Origin of the sequence: Heterorhizobium halophytocola, from assembly GCF_017873095.1 — a bacterium.
Lineage (GTDB): Bacteria > Pseudomonadota > Alphaproteobacteria > Rhizobiales > Rhizobiaceae > Allorhizobium > Allorhizobium halophytocola.
This window is the reverse complement of sequence record NZ_JAGGJU010000012.1, coordinates 123,090-144,915: the sequence shown is the minus strand read 5'-3', so window position 1 is coordinate 144,915 and position 21,826 is coordinate 123,090. Positions and strand designations below refer to the sequence as shown.

Genomic DNA, 21,826 nt, shown 5'->3' with positions numbered 1-21,826 from the left:
GTAGCTAGGACCAAGGCAGCGCGATTGAAATCGTGGCTGCCTTTCTCTGCGATCATAAATGGCCCTGCTCGCCCCCGCCTTCAAGGCCCGGGCGCGGATGGCCCGAACACGGAATATAACGATGGCCGCGACAGCACCCTGGACCACCCGCAAACCGACCGCCCTCCTCGTTCTTGCCGACGGCACGGTGATCGAAGGCAAAGGCATTGGCGCGACCGGCAAGGTGCAGGCGGAAGTCTGCTTCAACACCGCGCTGACCGGGTACGAAGAGATCCTGACCGACCCCTCCTATCTCGGCCAGATCGTCACCTTCACCTTTCCCCATATCGGCAATGTCGGTGCCAATGACCAGGACATCGAGGATCTGACGCCGGCAGCCCGCCACGGCGCGGTCGGGGTGATCTTCAAGGCCGACATCACCGAGCCGTCGAACTACCGCTCGGCAAAGCATCTCAACGAATGGCTGAAAGCCCGCGGCGTGATCGGCCTTTCCGGCATAGATACGCGCGCCCTGACGGCCTGGATCCGCGAAAACGGCATGCCCAATGCGGTGATCGCCCACGATCCGAACGGCGTTTTCGATATTGAGGCGCTGAAGGCCGAGGCCCGCGCCTGGTCGGGCCTTGAAAATCTCGACCTTGCAAGGGTCGCGACCTCCGGCCAGTCCTCGCAGTGGGTCGAGCGCGACTGGAGCTGGCAGGACGGCTATACGACGCTTGGCCTTGATGATGCCAAATACCATGTCGTCTGCGTGGATTTCGGGGTGAAGCGCAACATCCTGCGGCTGTTTGCCGGCCTCGACTGCCGCGTCACCATCGTGCCGGCGACGACCAGCGCCGAAGACATCATCGCGCTCAATCCCGATGGCGTGTTCCTGTCCAACGGCCCGGGCGACCCGGCAGCCACCGGAGCCTATGCCGTGCCGGTGATCCGCCAGCTGATCGACACCAACATGCCGACCTTCGGCATCTGCCTAGGCCATCAGATGCTCGGCCTGGCGCTCGGCGGCACGACGGCCAAGATGCACCAGGGCCATCATGGCGCCAATCACCCGGTCAAGGACTTCACCACCGGCAAGGTGGAAATCGTTTCGATGAACCATGGCTTCGCCGTCGATGCCGACTCGCTGCCGGAAGGCGTCGAGCAGACCCATGTCTCGCTGTTCGACGGCACGAATTGCGGTCTGCGCCTGATCGGCAAGCCGGTATTTTCGGTGCAGCACCATCCGGAAGCCTCTCCCGGTCCGCAGGACAGCCACTATCTGTTCCGTCGCTTCGTCAACCTGCTGCGCGAAAAGAAGGGCGAAGAGGCTCTGCCGGAACGCGCCTGAGCGCGAATTAGGCGACCTGAAATCTACTCCAGGTAGATGGAATTATGTATAGTGACCTCCATCACGCGATGGAGGTTGCCATGGCATTGTATCAGAAATTCCTGTGGGGCCTGCTGGCCGGGCTTGCACTGATCTGCGTCAAGATCATCGGGCCGGACGGGGATTACGTCAAATCCCTGATCTCGGCCAACGCCGCCGAATGGGTCTTCTATTCGATCCTGTCGTTGATTACGATCTTCCTCGGCGGCCTTTCCGGGCTGTTCTGCAAGGAGAGCGAACCGGCCCGCATCCTGGTCTTTTGCGCATCCTTTCCGGCTCTTCTGTCTGCCGCGACATCGCAGACCCGCCAAGAGATTCCAGCTCCGTCTGCGCGCCCGGCCGAGGCCCGCCTCGCCCCCACGCTCGATATCGGACTTGTCACGCCGGCCTTCGCCCAGAACCCGGCCAATGACGGTGTCTGCCTGGAGGGCAGCTTCGTCAGCCAGATCGGCAAGGCGGCCCAGGACTATTTTTCCGCCGCTTCGGCGACGAAGAGCTACAGCGTCGTCATCGCCTCGAGCGCAAAATTCGAGGACGCCAAGAGCAAGGCCGACCACTTTGCGCAACTGGCCGGATCGATCACGGTCTATGTAGGCTGCCGCAAGCCCGGAAATGCCTATTACCCGATCGTCGCCGGCCCCAACACCAGCCAGCAGGAAGCGGCGACCCTGATGGGCCGCATCATCGGCGAAGGCTGGGCGCCGGCCGACAGCTATATTTCCAGCTACGAATATCGAACGCCGATCTACACGCCGCAATAGGCAGGCGGGGCTGGCGGAGTTGCGCGCGCACCCAGATCAGGCAGGAAGCAGACGCCGCTCGTGCGCGACCTTCAGCACGAAACGGATCGACAGCATCACGGCAGCACTGAACAGTCCGAGCAGGAAGCCAAGCCAGACCCCGACACCTCCAAAGCCCAGCGGAAAGGCCAGTACCCAGGCAAGCATGAAGCCGATCGGCCAGTAGGAGATCAACGCGATCACCATCGGCATGCGCGCATCCTTGAGGCCCCGCAGGAGACCGGCAACCACCGCCTGCACTCCATCGACCCACTGAAAGATGCCCGCAACCAGGATGAGCGGGACGGCAAGCCTGAGCACCTCCGGCGCATTCGGCGCGCCATTGTCGATGAACAGGCTGCCGAGCTGATAGGGATAGAGGAGAAACAGGATGGTGCCGAGCACCGAACACACGCTGGAGATCACCACCACGGTGATCGCGGCCCGCACGAGATTTCCATGGTCGCCCTGTCCGTGGGCGATGCCCACCCTGACGGTGGCCGCCTGCGACAGGCCGAGCGGAATCATGAAGACGAGGGAGGCGAGCTGGATCGCAATGCCATGGGCGGCCAGCTGCAGCGTACTGATCCGGCCCATCAGCAGCGAGCCCGCGGCAAACAGGCTGACCTCGGCCAGCATGGTGATGCCGACAGGCAGGCCGAGGCGCACGACCTCGCCAAAGGCCGGCCAGTCGGGCCGCCAGAAGCGGACGAAAAGCTCGTAGGCCCGCGTGCCCGGCCGGCTCTGGATATAGCCGACCAGGAAGAAGAAGCTGCACCACTGCACCATGACGGCAACCATCGAGGCACCGAACATGCCGAGCGCCGGCAGGCCGTAGTGGCCGAGCACCAGGCCGTAGGCGAGCACCGCGTTCAGCACCAGGGTGGCTACGGTCACATAGAGGATCACCCCTGCCCGCCCGATGCCGCCGACAAAGGCGCGCAGCACGGCAAACAGAAGGGCGGGCAGAAGCCCGAACTGCGAGACGTGAACATATTGCGCGGCGAGCGCTGCGACTTCGGCTTTCTGCCCCATGGCAAGCCAGATCGACTCGGCATTGAGAAACAGCGGCGTCGCAAAAACGGCATAGCAGATTGCCGCCCACATCCCCATCCGCACCGACCGGCGCGTCGAGACGGTATCGCCGCGCCCATAGGCCTGGGCCACCATCGGCACCACCGCCACGGCAAGACCGGCACCGAAGATGAAGATGTTGAAGAAGAACTGGGCCGCCAGCACGATGGCCGCCAGCGGCACCGCGCCGAGCTGGCCGATGATGATGACATCCGTCGTGTTGATGCCGAGCTGGGCAATCTGCGCGCCCACCATGGGAATACCAAGCACAAGCGTGGCGCGCAGATGCGCGCCCCAGCTTTGCGCCATCGGTGTGGCAGTCCGCAGATCCAAATCGGTATCGTAGATGGTCATGCTACCATTCTGAAAAAATAGAAAAACCTTGCCGATAGAAGGTTTTCCGGAGGAATTACCTGATTTCGCATAGAAGAATGCCGTCCGCTTTTCAACCCGTCCCACAGATCACCGGAAAAATATGGGCGAAGGCTCAACTGAACCAAGGGTTGTCCTGCCGTTAAAACACCTCATGGATTCGAAAAGCCTGCCGTTGCCGCCCGCCGCGTGGAAACTCCTGAGCGTCCTGGCCGTTGCAGGGGTATTCGATTTGCTAATTCACGCTTTGGAAGGATCCCGCCGATGAAAACCGTCAAGCTTGGCAAGACCGGCCCCACAACCGCGCGCATCGGCCTTGGCTGCATGGGCATGTCGGGCATGTATGGCCCCTCGGATCGCGAAGAGGCGATCGCCACCATTCACGCAGCGCTCGATGCCGGCATGGACCTTCTCGACACCGGCGACTTCTATGGCATGGGCCATAACGAAATGCTGATCGGCGAGGCGTTGAAGACGGTCAACCGCGAGACGCTGGTGATCAGCGTCAAGTTCGGCGCCCAGCGCGATCCGGCCGGCGCCTGGCTCGGCTACGACGCGCGGCCACAGGCGGTAAAGACCTTCGTCGCCTACACGCTGCAGCGCCTCGGCGTCGACTATATCGATATCTACCGCCCTGCCCGTCTGGATCCGAATGTACCGATCGAAGAAACCATCGGCGCCATCGCCGATCTGATCGAGGCCGGCTATGTCCGCCATGTCGGCCTTTCGGAAGTGGGAGTCGAAACCATCCGCAAGGCGGCGGCCGTGCATCCGATCGCCGACCTGCAGATCGAGTATTCACTCGTCTCACGCGGCATCGAGGACAGGATCCTGCCAGCCTGCCGCGAGCTCGGCATCGGTATCACCGCCTACGGGGTTCTGTCGCGCGGCCTGATTTCCGGCCACTGGAAACCCGAAGCGACAGCGTCCAGCGACTTTCGCAGGCACAGCCCGCGCTTTCAGGGAGAGAATGTCGAGAAGAACCTCGCCCTTGTCGAGGCGCTGTCGGCGGTGGCGGAGAAGAAGGGCATGACGACCGCGCAGGCTGCCATCGCCTGGGTGATCGCCAAGGGCGACGACATCGTGCCGATCATCGGCGCCCGCCGACGCGAGCGGCTGGAAGAAGCGTTCGGTGCCGTCGGACAGGTCCTCAGCGAAGCGGATGTCGCCGAGATCGAGAAGGCCGTACCGAAGAACGCGGCGGCTGGCGACCGCTATGCCGCCGCGCAGATGGCGATGCTCGACAGCGAGAAATAGGCGACATCGAAAAAGGGCGCTCCGATCGGAACGCCCTTTGTTGTTGCGGCAGCCTAGAGCCTTTCCAGGAAAAAGTGTCGTCGCGGTTTTCCGTCCGGAAATGCGTAATAACAACAAACTAGAGCGCATCGGATGAACTCGCGTTTACCGGACGTGCACTAAAATCGGCGGGTGGGTCTCGCCTCAGATGGCGCCCGAGAAGGTGTCGCAGGCACTCATCTTGCCGCTGTCGAAACCGCGCTTGAACCATGCCATCCGCTGCTCCGACGTGCCATGGGTGAAGCTGTCGGGCACCACGTAACCCTGGCCCTGCTTCTGCAGCGTGTCGTCGCCGATCTGGTGGGCCGCATTCAGTGCCTCTTCCAGGTCACCGGCTTCCAGAATGCCCTTCTGGTCGGTAAACTTGCCCCAGATACCGGCAAAGCAGTCGGCCTGCAGCTCGACCCGGACAGACATCTGGTTGGCCTGCGTTTCACTCATCTGCTGGCGCGCCTGGTTGAACTTCGGCAATACGCCGATCTGGTTCTGCACATGATGACCGACCTCATGGGCGATCACATAGGCCTCGGCAAAATCCCCCGACGCGCCGAACTGCTGCTGCAGCTGGCGGAAAAAGTCGGTGTCGAGATAGACCTTGCGATCGGTGGGACAGTAGAACGGACCGGTTGCCGATGACGCGGTGCCGCATCCCGAACTGGTGCGCCCGGAGAAGAGCACCAGCGTCGGCTTTTCATAGGTTTCGCCCGATGCCTTGAAGATGCCGGTCCAGGTGTCTTCCGTTTCGGCCAGTACCGTGCGCACGAAGGCGGTCATCTCGTCGTTCGACGTGCCGCTCGGCCGGGTACCCTGCGACTGTTCGTAACCGGAGCTGGTGGAGCCGCCATCCATCATCTGCAGCATGTCAATGCCCATCAGCTTCAGCACGAAATAGATGACCACGAGAAAGATGATCGTCCCGATCGACAGACCGCCACCGCGGCCTCCGGTCGGAATGCGTACACCTCGACCGAATGGGCTGTTGCCGAAGCCGCCACGCCCCATCGAGGTACCTCGACGATCCTCGATATTGTCCGACTGACGTCGACCCTTCCATTCCATGATACTTCCCTCTGTTCGCTGATCACGCTTTCAACCCGCAAGGCTGCAATGCGTTCCGAAGCCAAGAGAAAAGGCAAGGCCGAATATCAGCTGGTGGCGTAAATATAGCGCCCGCCCTGCTCCAGCGCCCGCTTGTAGGCGGGCCTTTCCCGGATCGCCGCGAGATAGGCGCGGATCGCCGCGGTCTCTGTCCCGGGCGCAGCCCTGACCATGGCCGTCTCGACAGGAAAGCTCATCATGATGTCGGCCGCGGAAAACTGCTCCCCGGCAAACCAGCCGGTCCGGGAGAGCTCGTCGTTCCAATAGGTCATGTGGGTCTTCATCTGGGGATCGACGAGCTTGGCTGCGAACCCCTTGCTGATCAGGCCGGCTGGCAATTTCAGGAACCAGGGGACCTGCGAGGGCAGCTTGGCGAAGATCAGCTTCAGGAGCAGCAGCGGCATGGCCGAACCCTCGGCATAATGCAGCCAGTAGCGATAGGCGAGAAAGGCATCCGTATCGGGTGCCGGGCGCAGCCCCGATGTCGGTCCGTAGGTGTCGATCAGGTAGTCGCAGATCGCCCCGCTTTCGGCCAGTACCCGGCCATTGTCCACGATCACCGGCGATTTGCCGAGCGGATGAACGGCTTTCAGGCTGTCCGGCGCCAGCATGTCGCTGCCGCGATGATAGATCCGCACGTCATAGGAAAGGCCGAGTTCCTCCAGGAGCCAGAGGATGCGGTGCGCTCGGGAATTGTCGAGGTAGTGGAGAGTGATCATCGAGAACGGCTGCTTTCTGCGGCGACGCGACGGTTTTGCCGCATCCGGTGGCAAGGAGCCCTCATCTGAGGAGGGAAAGCAGCGATCGTCGTGACCGGTTCTAAGCCAGGTTCTGAAAAAGCCGACCGCGTGCCTCTACCGCATATCTACGCAGCGTTAGCGCAAGTGGATTGGACCGAGCGGTCGGACGTAAAGACATTCGCAGGCGACACCGGTCTTGTTCGACCGGCGTCCTCCGCCCGCGGTCTTCAAGCCCGGAAAAGCTGCAGATCCATCGGCAGGCAGGCCTCAACGGCCGAAAGGCAGAACCAGCAATTCCTCGAAATGGTTCATGTCCTCGAACCGGCAGAATGCCGGTGCCTTGAGGTCAAGTACCGGCGCACGGCGGGCGATGTCTTCCACAACCTCGGCCAGCATGGTCTGCCAGACCGGCAGGGATGCATCCACGAAATAGGCGACCGGATAGGCAAAGGTGATGTGGAAGACGTAAGTGTCATGGTCCGGATGCCGGTAGCCGAACCGATCGGCAAGCCGGTCACGCCAGAGCGTCAACGCCTGGCGGTCCGACGGCGTTGCCCCCTCGACCGTCAACCCGGTCGGCAGCGCATCGACGACACGGACCTTGAATTCAGGGCCGCCCTCGAAATCGGCAAGTCTTGCCAGCAGGTGCGCGGTCGTCGCCGGGATGGTCGTGTCCAGGGCGAGCTCCGGCGGCCAGTAATCGGGCTGGCGGCGGTATTCGATTACGCCCTGGAACAACGTCATGTGCAGGCTGGATATCGGCGTGAAGGCGAGCTTTTCCGTCTCTGGCGCCGACAGGTAGCGCGCCCGCGCGTCGACGAGCGCTGCCTGCGTCTCCGAACCCTCGACCAGATGGCAGACCACCGTATTGCCGGGCTCCGGCAGGAAAGTGCCCGAGCGGTCGTAGCGGGTGCCCAGATGTCGCGGGGGCTCTACCATACGGCTCTTCGAGAACGGATAAAGCTTCGGCGTGACGATGGTGGCGTCCATTGGTGATCCTTCTCACGGCTGCCCGACCGGATTTAGGCACAAAGTGCTACCGTCTTGTGACACATTCGTGCCCCCACCTCCGAAAGGACTGCGACCCATGGACAATCGAAACCGCACAAAAGCTGCTGGACCTTTTGACCGAGAGTGGACGCTGAGACATTCCGTCCGTGCCGGCGACGTCCCCGCCCAGACGGGAACGTCGTGTGCGACCCGCGCAATTTCCTTTGCAAAGGGATATTTTCGGGGTTCCGTTCACCCGATCCTTTCCCTATAAGGCCCACCTAGCCTACAGACAGACACGCCCGCAGCCGGCCCGGTTCCCAACCGACGCCGGTTTTTCACGCGGGCTGCGAACGAGACGGATCAAGCCCATGCCGAAGCGCCAAGATATCAAGTCCATTCTTATCATCGGCGCCGGACCTATCGTCATCGGCCAGGCCTGCGAATTCGACTATTCCGGCACCCAGGCTTGCAAGGCGCTGAAGGAAGAAGGGTACCGGGTGATCCTGGTCAACTCCAACCCGGCGACGATCATGACCGATCCGGGCCTTGCCGACGCCACCTATGTCGAGCCGATCACGCCTGAGGTCGTCGCCAAGATCATCGCCAAGGAACGCCCGGACGCGCTGCTGCCGACCATGGGCGGTCAGACGGCGCTCAACACCGCGCTCTCGCTGAAGCGCATGGGCGTGCTCGACCGCTACAATGTCGAGATGATCGGTGCCAAGCCGGCCGCCATCGACATGGCCGAGGATCGCGCCCTGTTCCGCGAAGCCATGGCCCGCATCGGGCTGGAGACGCCGCGCTCGGTTCTGGCCAATGCCACCGACATCAAGGACGCCGACCGCAAGGCGCACGAAGCCGAACGCACCAAGCTGCGCGATACGCTGTCGGGTGGCGATCTGGACACCGCCCTCGATGCGCTGGAAAACCGGTGGAACCTCGGCGAGACCGACCGCAAGCAGCGCTATATGAGCCATGCCATGGCGATTGCCGCCCAGGCACTGGACGAAGTCGGCCTGCCGGCGATCATCCGCCCCTCTTTCACGCTGGGCGGCACCGGCGGCGGCATCGCCTATAACCGCTCGGAATTCTACGACATCGTCAATGGCGGCCTCGACGCCTCGCCCACCACCGAAGTCCTGATCGAAGAATCCGTGCTCGGCTGGAAGGAATACGAGATGGAGGTGGTCCGCGACAAGGCGGACAACTGCATCATCATCTGCTCGATCGAGAACATCGATCCGATGGGCGTCCACACGGGCGATTCGATCACCGTGGCACCGGCACTGACGCTGACCGACAAGGAATACCAGGTGATGCGCAACGCCTCGATCGCGGTGCTGCGCGAGATCGGCGTGGAAACCGGCGGCTCGAACGTGCAGTTCGCCGTCAATCCGGCAGATGGCCGCCTTGTCGTCATCGAAATGAACCCGCGCGTGTCGCGCTCCTCGGCGCTGGCCTCCAAGGCCACCGGCTTCCCGATCGCCAAGATCGCCGCCAAGCTTGCCATCGGCTACACGCTGGACGAATTGGAAAACGACATCACCGGCGGCGCCACGCCCGCCTCGTTCGAGCCGTCGATCGACTATGTCGTCACCAAGATCCCGCGCTTTGCCTTTGAAAAATTCCCCGGCTCCGAGCCGATCCTGACCACCGCGATGAAGTCCGTCGGCGAAGTCATGGCAATCGGCCGCACCTTCGCTGAATCACTGCAGAAGGCGATGCGCGGCCTGGAGACCGGCCTCACCGGCCTCGACGAAATCGAGATCCCCGGCCTCGGCGCCAATGGCGATACGACCGACGATCACAATGCCATCCGCGCCGCCATCGGCACGCCGACCCCCGACCGCCTGCGCATGGTCGTCCAGGCGCTGCGTCTCGGCCTATCCGAGGCGGAAGTGCACGAAGCCTGCAAGATCGATCCATGGTTCGTCGCCCAGTTCAAGGCGATCGTCGACATGGAGGCCCGTGTCCGCGAGCACGGCCTGCCGGACGACGCCGAAAACCTGCGCATGCTCAAGGCCATGGGCTTTTCCGACGCGCGGCTTGCAAGCCTGACCGGCAAGCGGCCGAAGGAAGTGGCCGAGATCCGCAATACGCTGAACGTGCGTCCGGTGTTCAAGCGGATCGACACCTGTGCGGCCGAATTCGCCTCGCCGACTGCCTACATGTACTCGACCTACGAGACGCCCTTTGTCGGCTCTGCCCGCTCGGAAGCCGAGGTTTCCGAGCGCCGCAAGGTCGTCATTCTCGGTGGTGGTCCGAACCGTATCGGCCAGGGCATCGAGTTCGACTATTGCTGCTGCCACGCCGCCTTTGCGCTGAAGGATGCCGGCTTCGAAGCGATCATGATCAACTGCAACCCGGAAACCGTGTCGACCGACTACGACACGTCCGACCGGCTTTATTTCGAACCGCTGACGGCCGAAGACGTGATCGAGATCATGCGCGCCGAGCAGGAAAAGGGCGAACTGGTCGGCGTCATCGTCCAGTTCGGCGGCCAGACGCCGCTGAAGCTCGCCGAAGCGTTGGAAAAGAACGGCATCCCGATCCTCGGCACCGCGCCCGACATGATCGACCTTGCCGAAGACCGCGACCGCTTCCAGAAGCTGTTGATGAAGCTTGACCTGGCCCAGCCGAACAACGGCATCGCCTATTCGGTCGAGCAGGCGCGCCTCGTCGCTTCCGAGATCGGCTTCCCGCTGGTCGTGCGCCCCTCCTATGTGCTCGGCGGCCGCGCCATGCAGATCCTGCATTCGGAAGGCCAGTTGCAGAGCTATCTGCTCGACACCGTGCCGGAACTGGTGCCGGAAGACATCAAGCAGCGCTATCCCAACGACAAGACCGGCCAGATCAACACCCTGCTCGGCAAGAACCCGCTGCTCTTCGACAGCTATCTGTCGAACGCGATCGAAGTTGATGTCGATGCGCTCTGCGACGGCGAGAACGTCTTCGTCTCCGGCATCATGGAGCATATCGAGGAAGCCGGCATTCACTCCGGTGACAGCGCCTGCTCGCTGCCGGCCCGCTCGCTGTCGAGCGAGATGCTCGACGAGCTGGAGCGTCAGACGACGGCGCTTGCCAAGGCGCTGCATGTCGGCGGCCTGATGAACGTCCAGTATGCGATCAAGGACGGCGTGATCTACGTGCTCGAAGTCAATCCGCGCGCCTCGCGCACCGTGCCCTTCGTCGCCAAGACCATCGGTGCGCCGATCGCCAAGATCGCCGCCCGCATCATGGCCGGCGAAAAGCTCGATCCGGCGATTGCCGCCTATGGCGCCAAGCCCGACCCGCGCAACCTGAATCATATCGCCGTCAAGGAAGCCGTCTTCCCGTTTGCCCGCTTCCCCGGCGTCGATACGCTGCTCGGCCCGGAAATGCGCTCGACCGGTGAGGTGATCGGCCTCGACACCGATTTCGCGCTGGCCTTTGCCAAGAGCCAGCTCGGTGCCGGCGTCGAGCTGCCGCGCGACGGCACGGTGTTCGTTTCCGTCCGCGACGAGGACAAGACGCGCGTGCTCGAGGCCGTGAAGGTGCTGACAGGCTGCGGCTTCAAGGTCATGGCGACCGGCGGCACCCAGCGCTTCCTCGCCGAACAGGGCATCGAGGCATCCAAGATCAACAAGGTGCTGGAAGGTCGCCCGCATATCGAGGACGCGATCCGCAACCGGCAGGTCCAGCTGGTGATCAACACCACGGACGGCAACAAGGCGATCTCCGACTCCAAGTCGCTGCGCCGCGCCGCCCTGATGCAGAAGGTGCCCTACTACACCACCATGGCCGGTGCGCTGGCAGCCGCCGAAGCGATCCAGGCGCTGAAGAAGGGCCAGCTCGAAGTGCGCCCGCTGCAGAGCTACTTCTGAGCCTCAATGCGCATCGAACCGGAAGGACGGATGACATGACCGATCTTATCGTTGACGGCGGCCATCCGGTCTCCGGAACGGTCCGCCCCTCGGGTAACAAGAATGCCGTGCTGCCGATGCTGTGCGCCACGCTCTTGACCGACGAGCCGGTTACCCTAGAAAACGTGCCGGAAATCAGCGACATCGACAAGCTGCTTGCCTATTTCGAGGCGATGGGCTCGGTGATCGACCGCGATCTCGGCGCCGGCCGGCTGACGATCCGCCATGATGCCGATGCCTTCCGCGCGGGCAAGGGTGAACTTCCGGTCGGCATCCGTGCGGCGGTGCTCCTGCTCGCCCCCGTCCTGCAGCGCAACGGCCAGTTGACCTTCGACACCACGGCCAAGGGCTGCGCGCTCGGCGTTCGCGAAATCGATCCGCATCTGGACATCATCGAGAGCTTTGGCGGGCGCATCCTCTCCACCCTGCCTTACGAGATCGAGCTTGGAAGCCGCGCCGTTGCGGCTGATTTATGGCCGGACTACGCGTCCGTCACCGCGACCGAAACCTTCGCCATGATGGCGGCTCTGGCAAAGGGCACATCGACGCTCACCAACGCCGCCTCCGAGCCGCATGTGCAGGCGCTTTGCCAGATGCTGCAGGCCATGGGTGCCAAGATCGACGGGATCGGCACCTCGAGGCTGACCATTGAAGGGATCGAGCGTCTCGGCGGCACGATCGCACGCGTGCCCGACGATCACCACGAGGTCGCCACCTATCTGGCGATCGGTGCCGTCACCGGCGGCCGGCTGACGGTGGAGACCGACATGGGCGGCCATATGCCGCTTATTCTCCGGCAGTTTGAAAAGCTCGGGCTGCGCTTCGAGATCGGCGAAGGCACGATCACCGCGACCGGCTGGACGCGCGAAATCACCGAGCCTTACACGCGCGAAATGCTGCCGAAGATCGAGGCCGCACCCTGGCCCTATTTTCCGGCAGACCTATTGCCCCAGGCGATCGGGGTCTCGGTCGGCTGCAAGGGCGACATACTGTTCTGGAACAAGGTCTACGAAGGTGCGCTCGGCTGGAGTGCGGAACTGCTCAAATTCGGCGCCCGCGTGCACCTGTCGGATCCGCACCGCCTGATCGTCTGCGGCGGCAACAGCCTGCGCCCCGCAACCGTTGAAGCGCCCTACATCATCCGCGTGGTTCTTGCACTGTTCATTGCCGCGATCCAGATCGATGGCCGCTCGACCATCCACCAGGCAGATCCGATCCGCCGCGCCTATCCGCACTTCGTCGAGAAGCTGACGGCGCTCGGCGCCAAGGTCCGCTGGCAGTAGGACTGCATGGACGGAGTGCATGCGATGACCGGCAAGATCGAGATCCTGAATGCCCGCGTCTTTCCCGTCGATCGCCGGGAGTTGTTCAACGCCTTTGCCGATCCGGTCCGTCTGGCAGAATGGTGGGGACCGGACGGTTTTGCCAACACGATTACCGCCTTCGATCTGCGCCCCGGCGGCCAATGGCTGATCACCATGACAGCCTCCAACGGCACCGACTTTAACAATCGCTGGACCTTCGCCGATGTCGTCGAGGACGCGTTCATCAGCGCCCGCCACCATGAGCCGATCCACGACTTCACACTGGACATGACGTTTCGCGACGCGGGACAGGCCGCCCGCCTCGAATGGCGCATGCTGATCGACCGGACGGACGAGAACGAGGAGCTTGACCGCTTCCTCGAAGCGGCCAACGAACAGAATTTCGACCGACTGGCTGCCCATCTCGGCTGCGATCAGGAATAGCGGCGACTGCCGGTCGCGCTCTTCATAGCAAAGCCGCCGAGTCGCCCCAGGCGAAGAAGCGCACGTCTCCCCTCGCCCGGATACCGCTACCACTGATTGCAGTTCATCCCAAGCGATGCTACCCTCATCCGACATGTCGGAGGGGGTTTCGCATGTCGAAGAACATCGTGCTTCTGCTGGATGGATCGTCAAACGAAATAGCGGCCGACCGGACAAATGTACTGCGCCTGTTCGGTACGCTGGAGCATTCCGAACGGCAGGTTGTCTGGTATGATCCCGGCGTCGGGACTTTTGGTGCGGACGAAAGCTGGTCTTCGATCGGCCACAAGACACTGGAAGTATGGGGCCTGCTGACAGGCTGGGGCCTCGATCACAACGTCAAGGAGGCCTATCGCTTCCTTGTCGAGCATTACGACCAAGGCCCGGCGCAAGACGGCCGGCATCCCGACCGCGACCGCATCTATCTGTTCGGCTTCAGTCGCGGAGCCTATACCGCGCGGGTCCTGGCCGGCTTCATCCACGCCTTCGGCCTGATGTCGCCGATCCATCTCAACCTGCTCGACTACGCCTACCGCACCTACAAGGACATCTCGCTGTCGCCGAAGAATGGCGCCGACATGGGCCGGCGCGGCGCCGAACCGCTCGATCCCTTCGCCACCATGCGGCTCTACGAGCGGACGCTGCAGAACGATCGCCCGCCGATCAAGCTGCTCGGCCTGTTCGACACGGTGGCCTCGGTGATCGAAAAGGGCAATGGCCGGATCCAGTTCCGGACCCATCCCTTCACCGACAGCAATCCGAGCGTCGAATGGGTTCGCCATGCGGTGTCGATCGACGAACGCCGCACCGTCTTCCGCCCCGAGCTCTGGACGCCCGGCCAGGACTATCGCGGCAATCCCTTTGCGCCACCGCAGGGTCCGCAAAACGTCAAGGAAGTCTGGTTTGCCGGCGCCCATGGCGATGTCGGCGGGGGGTATCCCGAGGCCGAGAGCGGCCAGATCAAGATCGCGCTTGACTGGATGATCCGCGAAACCGAGCCCGCCGGGCTGCATTACAGGAACGCCACGATCAGGCGGATCGTGCTGGGCCAGTCCGGCGACGGCTATGTTGCCCTCGACCCGCTGGCCAAGATCCACGACACGATGACACGGCCCTGGCGCCTGCTGGAAGCCATCCCCCGCCGGGTGCCCAAATCGTCGTTCCGCAAGAATGGCAAGGAAGGCGGCGTCTATATCCCCTGCGTCGATCCACGGCTGATCCCGGAAGGCGCGCTCCTGCACGACACGGTCAAGACGCGGCTCGAGGCCGGCAGCTACAAGCCACCCAACCTGCCGGTAGAATACCAGTATGTGCCCTGAGATCCGGGGTCATGCCACCGCCGAAAGCCGCGCCAGGCTGCCGATATCCGCATGAAACCGCTCCAGTTCCTCTGCTCGCCTTTGTGGCTCGGGAATGCGCAGCAGATAGGCCGGATGCACGGTGACGAAAAGCATGCGCCCGGCCTCGATCGGGATCGGCATGCCCCGCACTTCCCCCATGGCCTTCTTTTCCCCGGTCAGCGCAAAGAAAGCCGTCGCTCCCATCGCCACGATGATCTTCGGCTTCACCAGCGCAATCTCCCGGTCGAGCCACCAGCGGCAATGCTGGATTTCGCCCATGTTGGGCTTCTGATGGATGCGTCGCTTGCCGCGCGGTTCGTATTTGAAATGCTTCACCGCATTGGTCACGTAGACACCTTTGCGCGCGATGCCGGCCATCAGCAGAGCCTCGTCGAAAACCTTCCCGGCCGGGCCGATAAAGGGACGTCCGGCCAGATCTTCCTGATCGCCCGGCTGCTCGCCGACGAACATCATCTCGGCCTCGACCGGCCCCTCCCCGCACACCGTCTGGGTTGCCGGCAGATGCAGGGGGCAGCGGCGGCAAGCGCCGAGTTCTGTCTGAAGCGCCTGCATGGGGTCATCCGGCACGCTGTTGCTCCGTTTCCGCGCAGCATCCCAATCCGCCTGCAGGCGGTCGTGAAAGGCCGGCGCGACCGTCGGGGCGGCCTGCGCCATCGATCGCGACCGCGCCTCGGCATTGGCGATCAGATCGGGAATCAATCGTGCCTCGGGGAGATTTTTCCAGTATTTCTTCGGCATTTCGGCCTGCATGGCCTTCACCTTCAACCGCGCCGGATTGAAGATATTGGCAAAATAGATGCGCCAGAGTTCATCGGCTTCATCTTCGACGGCCTCGCGCGTGCCCGGTGCGCTATCGACCTTCAGCGTCTCGCCATTCCACGCCGCAGACCCCTTGGGCGTCGAAATCAGCCAGTCCATGTCGGCAAAGCGCCTGGCAAAGAAAGGCGCGGTGCGCGCGACGATGAAGTGATCCGGCTCGAACCAGGCGACGAAGCGGCGGCGCCCGCCCTCCTTTTGGTCGATTTCCTTGAACCGGACGAAAGCCTTCATCTTGTGGCAGTCGCGGCGCACCGACTTGACCAGCCGGTCGAGCAGGACGACGTCCGGATCGGCGGCGTCGCCGACCAGCGCGCGGTGCATCTGCAGGCGAAAGAGCAGTCTGTAAAGCAGGTCGAAGCGCGCGGGATCGCTGTGGCAGATCGCAGCCGTCGCCTTGTCGATATAGAGGCGCGACACGCTGATCTGCGTTTCGCTTGTCGGAGCTGCCGCCTCCGCCCCGGGCTCCACGGCCTCTTTTCCGTCGAACAGGCCGGGTGCCGCGCCATCCCGCACCCGCCAGACGATGTCGGCAGGAGAAACACCGGACAGCAGCAATTGCCGGGCCGCATTGCGCCAGGCATCGAAATCGCTGCCACCGCAAAGCTCGATGGTGCGCATCAAAACAGCGCCAGTTGTTCGGGCTCGGGCGCAAACAGGCTGCGCAGGTCGCTGCGATCGATCAGCCGCAGCGGGCTCCAGCCCTCGGCAACGACGAAGGGGCGGATCTTGCGCAGCGAGACACCGAGCCGCTTCAAATCGTCGAGCCCGAGCCGCCGCGACCGCCTGGCCGACAGCACCGCCCTCACCGTCTTCTGACCGAGGCCGGGCACCCTCAGCAGCACCTCCCTGTCGGCACGGTTGATATCGACCGGAAACCGGTCGCGATTGCCCAGCGCCCAGGCGAGCTTCGGATCGAGGTCGAGATCGAGCATGCCACCCTCGCGCCCGCCGGCAATCTCCTCCACCGAGAAGCCATAGAAGCGGTAAAGCCAGTCGGCCTGATAAAGCCGGTGTTCACGGATCAGCGGCGGCTTGATCAATGGCAGAGCCCTGGACGAATCCGGGATCGGGCTGAAGGCCGAATAATAGACCCGCTTCAGACTGTAGCTGCTGTAAAGCCTGGCGCTCGAGCCGAGAATCGTTGCGTCATTGGCGCCATCCGCCCCGACGATCATCTGCGTGCTCTGGCCGGCCGGCACGAATTTGCGGGTCCGCTTCGTCTGCAGTGTCGGCTCCGATGCCTCCTCGATCTTCAGCCGCAGATCGCCCATCGCGCGGCGGATGCCGAGCGGCTTCTTTTCCGGAGCGAAGGTCGAAAGCCCCTGGTCGGTCGGCAATTCGATATTGATCGACAGACGGTCGGCATAAAGCCCGGCTTCCTCGACCAGGTGGGCGGAGGCTTCCGGAATGGTCTTCAGATGGATATAGCCGCGAAAATCATGCTTGATCCTCAATTCGCGGGCGATCTTGACCATTTCGCCCATGGTGTCGTCCGAGGAGCGGATAATGCCGGAGGAGAGGAACAGGCCCTCGATATAATTGCGCCGGTAGAACTCCATGGTAAGCCAGACCACCTCGTCGGGCGTGAAGCGCGCCCGCTCCACATTGCTGGAGGAGCGGTTGATGCAATAGGCGCAGTCGTAGATGCAGAAATTGGTAAGCAGGATCTTCAACAGCGAGATGCAGCGCCCATCCGGCGCATAGGCATGGCAGATGCCGCTGCCCTCGGTCGAACCGAGCCCGCCGCCCGGCCCGGACTGTCGCCTTGTCGTGCCGCTGGACGCACAGGAGGCATCGTATTTGGCCGCATCGGACAGGATGGCCAACCGTTCTGCAAGACTTTTCTTCATTAAATGTTCACTATATGTTCCTGGCGCTATTGTCAATGTCCCGCAACGGGGCGGACGGCAGCGGTCCGCGGTCCGCCATCCGAATTCTCTGGAAATCGCGTGGGTTAATCTGTTATGTTATGACAAAGCTGATTTGATACGTGGTTCCGTGGCTTCGCTTCGGGACCTGTTTTCTTTTGTGTCTGCTGTTTGCAGAAAGACGATCCGAAGGACAGAGAATTATGGTTGAAAAGGTACCGATGACGCAGCCCGGCTTTTCAAAGCTGCAGGAAGAACTGCGCTGGCGCCAGCAGGAAGAGCGGCCGCGGATCATCGAAGCGATCGCCGAAGCCCGCGCCCATGGGGATCTGTCCGAAAACGCCGAATACCACGCGGCCAAGGAAGCTCAGAGCCATAACGAAGGCCGCATCAGCGAGGTCGAGGATCTGGTGGCGCGCGCCGAGATCATCGACCTGTCGAAAATGTCGGGCTCGAAGATCAAGTTCGGCGCGACCGTCAAGCTGGTCGATGAGGACACCGACGAGGAAAAGACCTACCAGATTGTCGGCGAACAGGAAGCCGACGTGAAATCCGGCCGCATCTCGATCTCCTCTCCGATCGCGCGCGCGATGATCGGCAAGGAAGTTGGCGATTCGATCGAGGTCGTCGCCCCCGGTGGCTCCCGCGCCTACGAAATCCTGGCCATCAACTGGGGTTGATCCTCCACAAATAAAATGCACAAAATGAAGCCTATTGCACTATATTGGTCTGGCGGCGGGACTACTGCCTCGAACTATGGTGACAGCTTATCGCCCTATATTGTTGAAAGACTGTCAGGAAAACACGTAGTATTCGCACGTCCGCATCGTGCCGATTTGATTGCAATCGGCAGCATCTTAGAAAAAGCTGCCCGATCCCCTTGGAAGCACTACCTTAGCCTCCGGCGTACAGCCTTGGGCGTCTGGGGCACGGGCGCTATCCGTGACATAAAAGGCAAATTGCCAAATTTTATCTCGATCGCATCAATAAGAGGACCGCTCACTCGCGACATGCTCGATTTAGATGCAAAGATGCCTCTAGGTGATCCAGCACTCTTGTTGCGCGACATTCTGCCTGTTCATGGCAAACAATTTCGGTTGGGCATTGTACCGCATGTTTCAGACTGGGATGCCCCGGCAGTCCATCACCTCCAGGCGTCTGTCCCAAGATCCATTGTAATAGATCTTAGAAATCCGGACCTTGACCGGATCACGCGTGATATCGCCTCATCAGACGTTATAGTGTCGTCAAGCTTGCATGGATTAATCGTTGCCGACAGCTATTCTGTTCCGAACGTCAGAATCACTTTCCGCAATCGATTGAACGGCGGCAGCCGTAAGTTCATCGATTACGGCGCGAGCGTCGGTCGCTTTATTGAAGAAGCCGAGGTTTCAGATGGCTTTGACGTATTAGAGAGCAAAGCCGCGTGCGCATCCCGACAGATCATTGACATGCGAATTGCCGATTGCCTTGCGGCTGCCAAGACACTGGCCATCTGACGAAGCGCTAACTATGAGCTTAGAGATCTTGTCCGCTACGGAGCACGTCTCCCGCCCATTTACGTTTCCGAACCTTCGACCCGCAATTCACCGAACGAAAGTGCCTGCTAAAAAAGCGCTGATTGATTAGCATATTGCAAAAGTGATCGGCGGATTGCAGCTTGAAAATTACCCAGCTTATGGATCCGACATGACACCTACCCCACTGCGCATATTGTATGTAGCTGATTTTCACAGAACGAAATATCAGATAAAATTCTTCAGTGTTCAACGCAAACTTAGCAACGGCTTTATTCGATTAGGCCATAACGTAGTTCAGTTTTCAGATCGAGATGTAGCGCGAGAATCTTCCATGCTCGGCTCCAGCAAGCTGGGTTCACGAAAAATGAACGCGACCTTGATCCGATCTGCCCGGACGTATCAGCCACATATAATTTTCTTCGGACATGCAGACCTTATTGAAGAAGACACATATTTTGCACTCAGGGAAACATGCAAGGATGTGCGGCTTGCTCAAATTAATGTTGACGCCACATTCCGACAAAAAACGATGAAAGCATTCAGCCAACGATCCGCCGTCGTTGATGCTTCATTCCTCACAACCGCGGACAAACGGGAAATTGGCGCGATTGAGCCAAAACCGCAAAATGTTTTCTATATTCCAAATCCCGTTGACGACAGCATAGAGACGGGAAAGGCTTTCAACTTCTCAAGAGAAAATCTGAACCTAGACTTGTTATTTCTCGGGACCGGCATCGAGACAAGAGAACAACAAATAAATTTCCTCGAAGATAAGCTCCCACAAGATGTAAGAAGAAGTTTCTCTGGAGGACTAAGATCGTCGCCACGCTTCTCGGGTCTTGAATTTCTGAAGATGATTGAGAGCTCTGCGCAAAACCTCAACATCCCCTTGAATCACACACGACCAGAAGCGTTTCTATACAGTTCGGATCGCGTCGCACTCTTATTGGGACAAGGAACACTTACTCATACCTCCTGTCACTCCCGTCTTGAACAACTTTATGACGACGGTATTGTCGTCTATGAAACACTTGACAACCTTGTCGAAAATATTATTCGCCTGACCGCGGACGACAAACAGCGCCAAGCTACCGCCGAAAAAGGTTGGCGTATCGCCCATTCTCGCACCAACAGCACGCGTGTCGCCAAGTACATGATTGAGCGCGTTTTGGCGGAGCAGCCTTCAGAGCAATACGAATGGCCTATAGAAGCCTTGGTCTAAGCTTCCTTCTCGATTGAGACACCATAAGAGGATAGCTTGATATAGCAGGCTACCGCGAAATTGGATGCTGTGATAGGTGATTTTTCTGTTGGGCGTTAGTCGGATGGCGCGTGTCGAGCCGTATTCTCCGTTCTCGACTGGGGTGCCACGCGTTTATGGCCGGCGGGTTTTTAGCGGGATCGCCTACGTCCTCCGCAACGCTCTGCAGTCGAAGGATGCGTCCAAAGACTACGGCCCGCACAACACGCTCTACAATCGTCTCGCCCTCCGGAGCCGTCTTGGCGTCTTTGATGGCGTCTGACTGGCGAAGGTCGAAACCGGAGCGGATCATGATCAACGCCACGCATTTGAAGGCCCACCGCACGGCGTCCAGTCTGCTCAACAAGGGGCCGTTCCCCGCCGTAGCGGCGCTTAAAAGGCGGTTTGAACTTCAAGCTCCACACTGTCTGCGACGGAGAGAGGCGTCCGATCGCACGCTGCTTTCAGTAGGATAGATGAGCGACCAGAAGGTGCACGTCTCGTGCTCGACCTCCTACAGTCAGCTCAAAAACCTTATCGCTGATCGCGGCGAGGACAGCGCGGCATCTCGCCAGGCGCTCACATCCCGTCCAGCAGAAGTCGGAAAATTCCCAACGAGTAAGATAAGCCCTTCTATCGCCAACGCCCGGAGGTCGAGAACCTCTTTGCCAAGCTCACGGAGTGGAAAGGCATCGTCACGCGCTGCGACCTGTGCGGCCGCACCGTCGTCCGCACCGTCGGTATCGCTGCCGCCTTATCTTCTGGCTCTGATCAATCGGTGCTGAGCTTAGCGCCTCACACACGCAATCTACTGATCACCGCCAGTTCTCGGTGATCCAGGGCGTTGGTCTAACGTGCTTGTAGAGCCGTTTGTACCAGGCATTCACCGGCCAGGCGCCGATCTCGGCCTCGTCCGGGTCGGGCTTGCCGGTAAACGCAACCACGCGGGTTTCTGACGGAAGAGGCGCGATCTTAAAGAAATTCATAGGCCATTTCGGCAGAAGAGTGTGCTTGAAGCTGACGCACCAGTCGGCCGGCCAATAGGTCATGTTGTCGACAGAGCCCGAGACATAGCGCTGCGAGATGCCGTACTGCTTCAGGGGGATCTCCGGATCCTTAATGAATTCGTTGTAGATATGGGTGTTGGTACCGACGCGCCAGCGATAGACGGACGTGTTGCCGATACCTTGCCCCGGCTGCGTCCAGTTTTCCGCGATGCAGAACTTGCCCGGTTCATAGTCGAAGAAATCGTCCAGCGGCCCGGTGATGACGACGTCGAGGTCCATGAACAGCACGTCGCCCTCCAGATCGGCTAGCGGCGCCTGCCACAGCGAGATCTTGCGCCAGGGCTTCCATGCAACGCGCTCCGGAATTGTGATCGGCGGCAACGGGAATGTCGCGACGCCCGGGTCTATGCCGCTGAAATCATCCGTCAGGCAGACCAGTCGTGTCGGTCGATTGGTATGGCGCTGGATCATCGACCATAGACGGTTGACATAGTCCCCCGGATAACGCGTGCCCCATTTCATACATACGATGGTCTGCACCAATTTACTCCCGGCAAGGCAATTGCGCACATCAAAGCCTTATGGCCAAATGCGCGTAAGA

Annotated in this window: 18 protein-coding genes; 11 read left to right on the top strand and 7 right to left on the bottom strand. The window is 61.1% G+C overall.

All coding sequences use genetic code 11. The features are described from left to right. The first annotated feature begins 121 nt into the window (after window positions 1–121). A complete protein-coding gene (gene carA / locus J2Z17_RS20375) occupies window positions 122–1,330 on the top strand; it encodes a glutamine-hydrolyzing carbamoyl-phosphate synthase small subunit (RefSeq protein ID WP_209947678.1) in 1,209 nt (402 codons plus the stop codon). A gap of 80 nt (window positions 1,331–1,410) precedes the next feature. Next, complete coding sequence (locus J2Z17_RS20370; protein WP_209947676.1) at window positions 1,411–2,130, top strand: hypothetical protein; 720 nt, start codon at window positions 1,411–1,413, stop codon at window positions 2,128–2,130. A 36-nt stretch (window positions 2,131–2,166) separates the two neighbouring features. Here J2Z17_RS20370 and J2Z17_RS20365 read toward each other — a convergent pair whose 3' ends face one another. Beyond that, window positions 2,167–3,576 carry an MATE family efflux transporter gene (locus J2Z17_RS20365; RefSeq protein WP_377300192.1) on the bottom strand — a complete coding sequence of 470 codons (1,410 nt, stop codon included), beginning with the start codon at window positions 3,574–3,576 and terminating at the stop codon, window positions 2,167–2,169. A gap of 282 nt (window positions 3,577–3,858) precedes the next feature. Between J2Z17_RS20365 and J2Z17_RS20360 the strand changes: the two genes are divergently transcribed. Further along, window positions 3,859–4,851, top strand: coding sequence for an aldo/keto reductase (locus J2Z17_RS20360; protein WP_209947674.1), 993 nt, complete (start codon window positions 3,859–3,861; stop codon window positions 4,849–4,851). A 183-nt stretch (window positions 4,852–5,034) separates the two neighbouring features. Here J2Z17_RS20360 and ypfJ read toward each other — a convergent pair whose 3' ends face one another. From ypfJ to J2Z17_RS20345, 3 genes are all read right to left on the bottom strand, one after another. Then, on the bottom strand, window positions 5,035–5,949 hold the full coding sequence (ypfJ, locus tag J2Z17_RS20355; protein ID WP_209947672.1) for a KPN_02809 family neutral zinc metallopeptidase: 915 nt from the start codon (window positions 5,947–5,949) through the stop codon (window positions 5,035–5,037). Between the two features lie 86 nt (window positions 5,950–6,035). Next, window positions 6,036–6,707 (bottom strand): glutathione S-transferase family protein, encoded by a 672-nt coding sequence (locus tag J2Z17_RS20350; protein ID WP_209947670.1) that lies wholly within the window; start codon window positions 6,705–6,707, stop codon window positions 6,036–6,038. A 288-nt stretch (window positions 6,708–6,995) separates the two neighbouring features. Then, entirely contained in the window at window positions 6,996–7,718 is a 723-nt protein-coding gene (locus J2Z17_RS20345) for a DUF1868 domain-containing protein (protein WP_209947668.1), read from the bottom strand. Window positions 7,719–8,089: 371 nt separating this feature from the next. Between J2Z17_RS20345 and carB the strand changes: the two genes are divergently transcribed. The 4 genes from carB (at window position 8,090) to J2Z17_RS20325 (ending at window position 14,729) form a co-directional block, all read left to right on the top strand. Further along, the gene (carB, locus tag J2Z17_RS20340) at window positions 8,090–11,584 is read left to right on the top strand and encodes a carbamoyl-phosphate synthase large subunit (protein WP_209947665.1); all 3,495 of its coding nucleotides are present in this window, start codon (window positions 8,090–8,092) and stop codon (window positions 11,582–11,584) included. Between the two features lie 35 nt (window positions 11,585–11,619). Beyond that, entirely contained in the window at window positions 11,620–12,906 is a 1,287-nt protein-coding gene (locus tag J2Z17_RS20335) for a UDP-N-acetylglucosamine 1-carboxyvinyltransferase (protein WP_209947663.1), read from the top strand. A 6-nt stretch (window positions 12,907–12,912) separates the two neighbouring features. After that, the gene (locus J2Z17_RS20330; RefSeq protein WP_245224243.1) at window positions 12,913–13,371 is read left to right on the top strand and encodes an SRPBCC domain-containing protein; all 459 of its coding nucleotides are present in this window, start codon (window positions 12,913–12,915) and stop codon (window positions 13,369–13,371) included. Between the two features lie 152 nt (window positions 13,372–13,523). Continuing rightward, the gene (locus J2Z17_RS20325) at window positions 13,524–14,729 is read left to right on the top strand and encodes a T6SS phospholipase effector Tle1-like catalytic domain-containing protein (RefSeq protein ID WP_209947661.1); all 1,206 of its coding nucleotides are present in this window, start codon (window positions 13,524–13,526) and stop codon (window positions 14,727–14,729) included. A 9-nt stretch (window positions 14,730–14,738) separates the two neighbouring features. Here the strand turns inward: J2Z17_RS20325 and J2Z17_RS20320 are convergent, their stop codons facing one another. Together J2Z17_RS20320 and J2Z17_RS20315 are read right to left on the bottom strand one after the other, a co-directional pair. After that, window positions 14,739–16,208: a UdgX family uracil-DNA binding protein gene (locus tag J2Z17_RS20320; protein ID WP_209947659.1), complete on the bottom strand. Its 1,470-nt coding sequence runs from the start codon at window positions 16,206–16,208 to the stop codon at window positions 14,739–14,741. After that, on the bottom strand, window positions 16,208–17,440 hold the full coding sequence (locus J2Z17_RS20315) for a putative DNA modification/repair radical SAM protein (RefSeq protein WP_209947657.1): 1,233 nt from the start codon (window positions 17,438–17,440) through the stop codon (window positions 16,208–16,210). Before J2Z17_RS20315 ends, J2Z17_RS20320 begins: the two co-directional genes overlap by 1 nt. A gap of 221 nt (window positions 17,441–17,661) precedes the next feature. Here J2Z17_RS20315 and greA point away from each other — a divergent pair, with 221 nt between their 5' ends. The 4 genes from greA to J2Z17_RS25615 all read left to right on the top strand — a co-directional run bounded on the left by greA (window position 17,662) and on the right by J2Z17_RS25615 (window position 20,501). Beyond that, on the top strand, window positions 17,662–18,138 hold the full coding sequence (gene greA, locus J2Z17_RS20310) for a transcription elongation factor GreA (protein WP_209947655.1): 477 nt from the start codon (window positions 17,662–17,664) through the stop codon (window positions 18,136–18,138). A gap of 24 nt (window positions 18,139–18,162) precedes the next feature. Continuing rightward, entirely contained in the window at window positions 18,163–18,957 is a 795-nt protein-coding gene (locus tag J2Z17_RS20305; protein WP_209947652.1) for a polysaccharide pyruvyl transferase family protein, read from the top strand. A 190-nt stretch (window positions 18,958–19,147) separates the two neighbouring features. Beyond that, entirely contained in the window at window positions 19,148–20,200 is a 1,053-nt protein-coding gene (locus J2Z17_RS20300; RefSeq protein WP_209947650.1) for a glycosyltransferase, read from the top strand. A gap of 103 nt (window positions 20,201–20,303) precedes the next feature. Continuing rightward, complete coding sequence (locus tag J2Z17_RS25615; RefSeq protein WP_209947648.1) at window positions 20,304–20,501, top strand: transposase; 198 nt, start codon at window positions 20,304–20,306, stop codon at window positions 20,499–20,501. A 532-nt stretch (window positions 20,502–21,033) separates the two neighbouring features. Here J2Z17_RS25615 and J2Z17_RS20290 read toward each other — a convergent pair. Further along, window positions 21,034–21,765: a hypothetical protein gene (locus tag J2Z17_RS20290; RefSeq protein ID WP_342454439.1), complete on the bottom strand. Its 732-nt coding sequence runs from the start codon at window positions 21,763–21,765 to the stop codon at window positions 21,034–21,036. Window positions 21,766–21,826: the final 61 nt, after the last annotated feature.

Excerpts from the sequence above, each read along its gene's own strand:
- carA (WP_209947678.1), top strand. The coding sequence starts at position 122 with ATGGCCGCGACAGCACCCTGGACCACCCGCAAACCGACCGCCCTCCTC.
- J2Z17_RS20330 (WP_245224243.1), top strand. The coding sequence starts at position 12,913 with ATGGACGGAGTGCATGCGATGACCGGCAAGATCGAGATCCTGAATGCC.
- ypfJ (WP_209947672.1), bottom strand. The coding sequence starts at position 5,949 with ATGGAATGGAAGGGTCGACGTCAGTCGGACAATATCGAGGATCGTCGA.
- J2Z17_RS20335 (WP_209947663.1), top strand. The coding sequence starts at position 11,620 with ATGACCGATCTTATCGTTGACGGCGGCCATCCGGTCTCCGGAACGGTC.
- J2Z17_RS20360 (WP_209947674.1), top strand. The coding sequence starts at position 3,859 with ATGAAAACCGTCAAGCTTGGCAAGACCGGCCCCACAACCGCGCGCATC.
- carB (WP_209947665.1), top strand. The coding sequence starts at position 8,090 with ATGCCGAAGCGCCAAGATATCAAGTCCATTCTTATCATCGGCGCCGGA.
- J2Z17_RS25615 (WP_209947648.1), top strand. The coding sequence starts at position 20,304 with ATGGCGCGTGTCGAGCCGTATTCTCCGTTCTCGACTGGGGTGCCACGC.
- J2Z17_RS20325 (WP_209947661.1), top strand. The coding sequence starts at position 13,524 with ATGTCGAAGAACATCGTGCTTCTGCTGGATGGATCGTCAAACGAAATA.
- J2Z17_RS20345 (WP_209947668.1), bottom strand. The coding sequence starts at position 7,718 with ATGGACGCCACCATCGTCACGCCGAAGCTTTATCCGTTCTCGAAGAGC.
- greA (WP_209947655.1), top strand. The coding sequence starts at position 17,662 with ATGGTTGAAAAGGTACCGATGACGCAGCCCGGCTTTTCAAAGCTGCAG.
- J2Z17_RS20370 (WP_209947676.1), top strand. The coding sequence starts at position 1,411 with ATGGCATTGTATCAGAAATTCCTGTGGGGCCTGCTGGCCGGGCTTGCA.
- J2Z17_RS20350 (WP_209947670.1), bottom strand. The coding sequence starts at position 6,707 with ATGATCACTCTCCACTACCTCGACAATTCCCGAGCGCACCGCATCCTC.
- J2Z17_RS20365 (WP_377300192.1), bottom strand. The coding sequence starts at position 3,576 with ATGACCATCTACGATACCGATTTGGATCTGCGGACTGCCACACCGATG.
- J2Z17_RS20315 (WP_209947657.1), bottom strand. The coding sequence starts at position 17,440 with ATGAAGAAAAGTCTTGCAGAACGGTTGGCCATCCTGTCCGATGCGGCC.
- J2Z17_RS20300 (WP_209947650.1), top strand. The coding sequence starts at position 19,148 with ATGACACCTACCCCACTGCGCATATTGTATGTAGCTGATTTTCACAGA.
- J2Z17_RS20305 (WP_209947652.1), top strand. The coding sequence starts at position 18,163 with ATGAAGCCTATTGCACTATATTGGTCTGGCGGCGGGACTACTGCCTCG.
- J2Z17_RS20320 (WP_209947659.1), bottom strand. The coding sequence starts at position 16,208 with ATGCGCACCATCGAGCTTTGCGGTGGCAGCGATTTCGATGCCTGGCGC.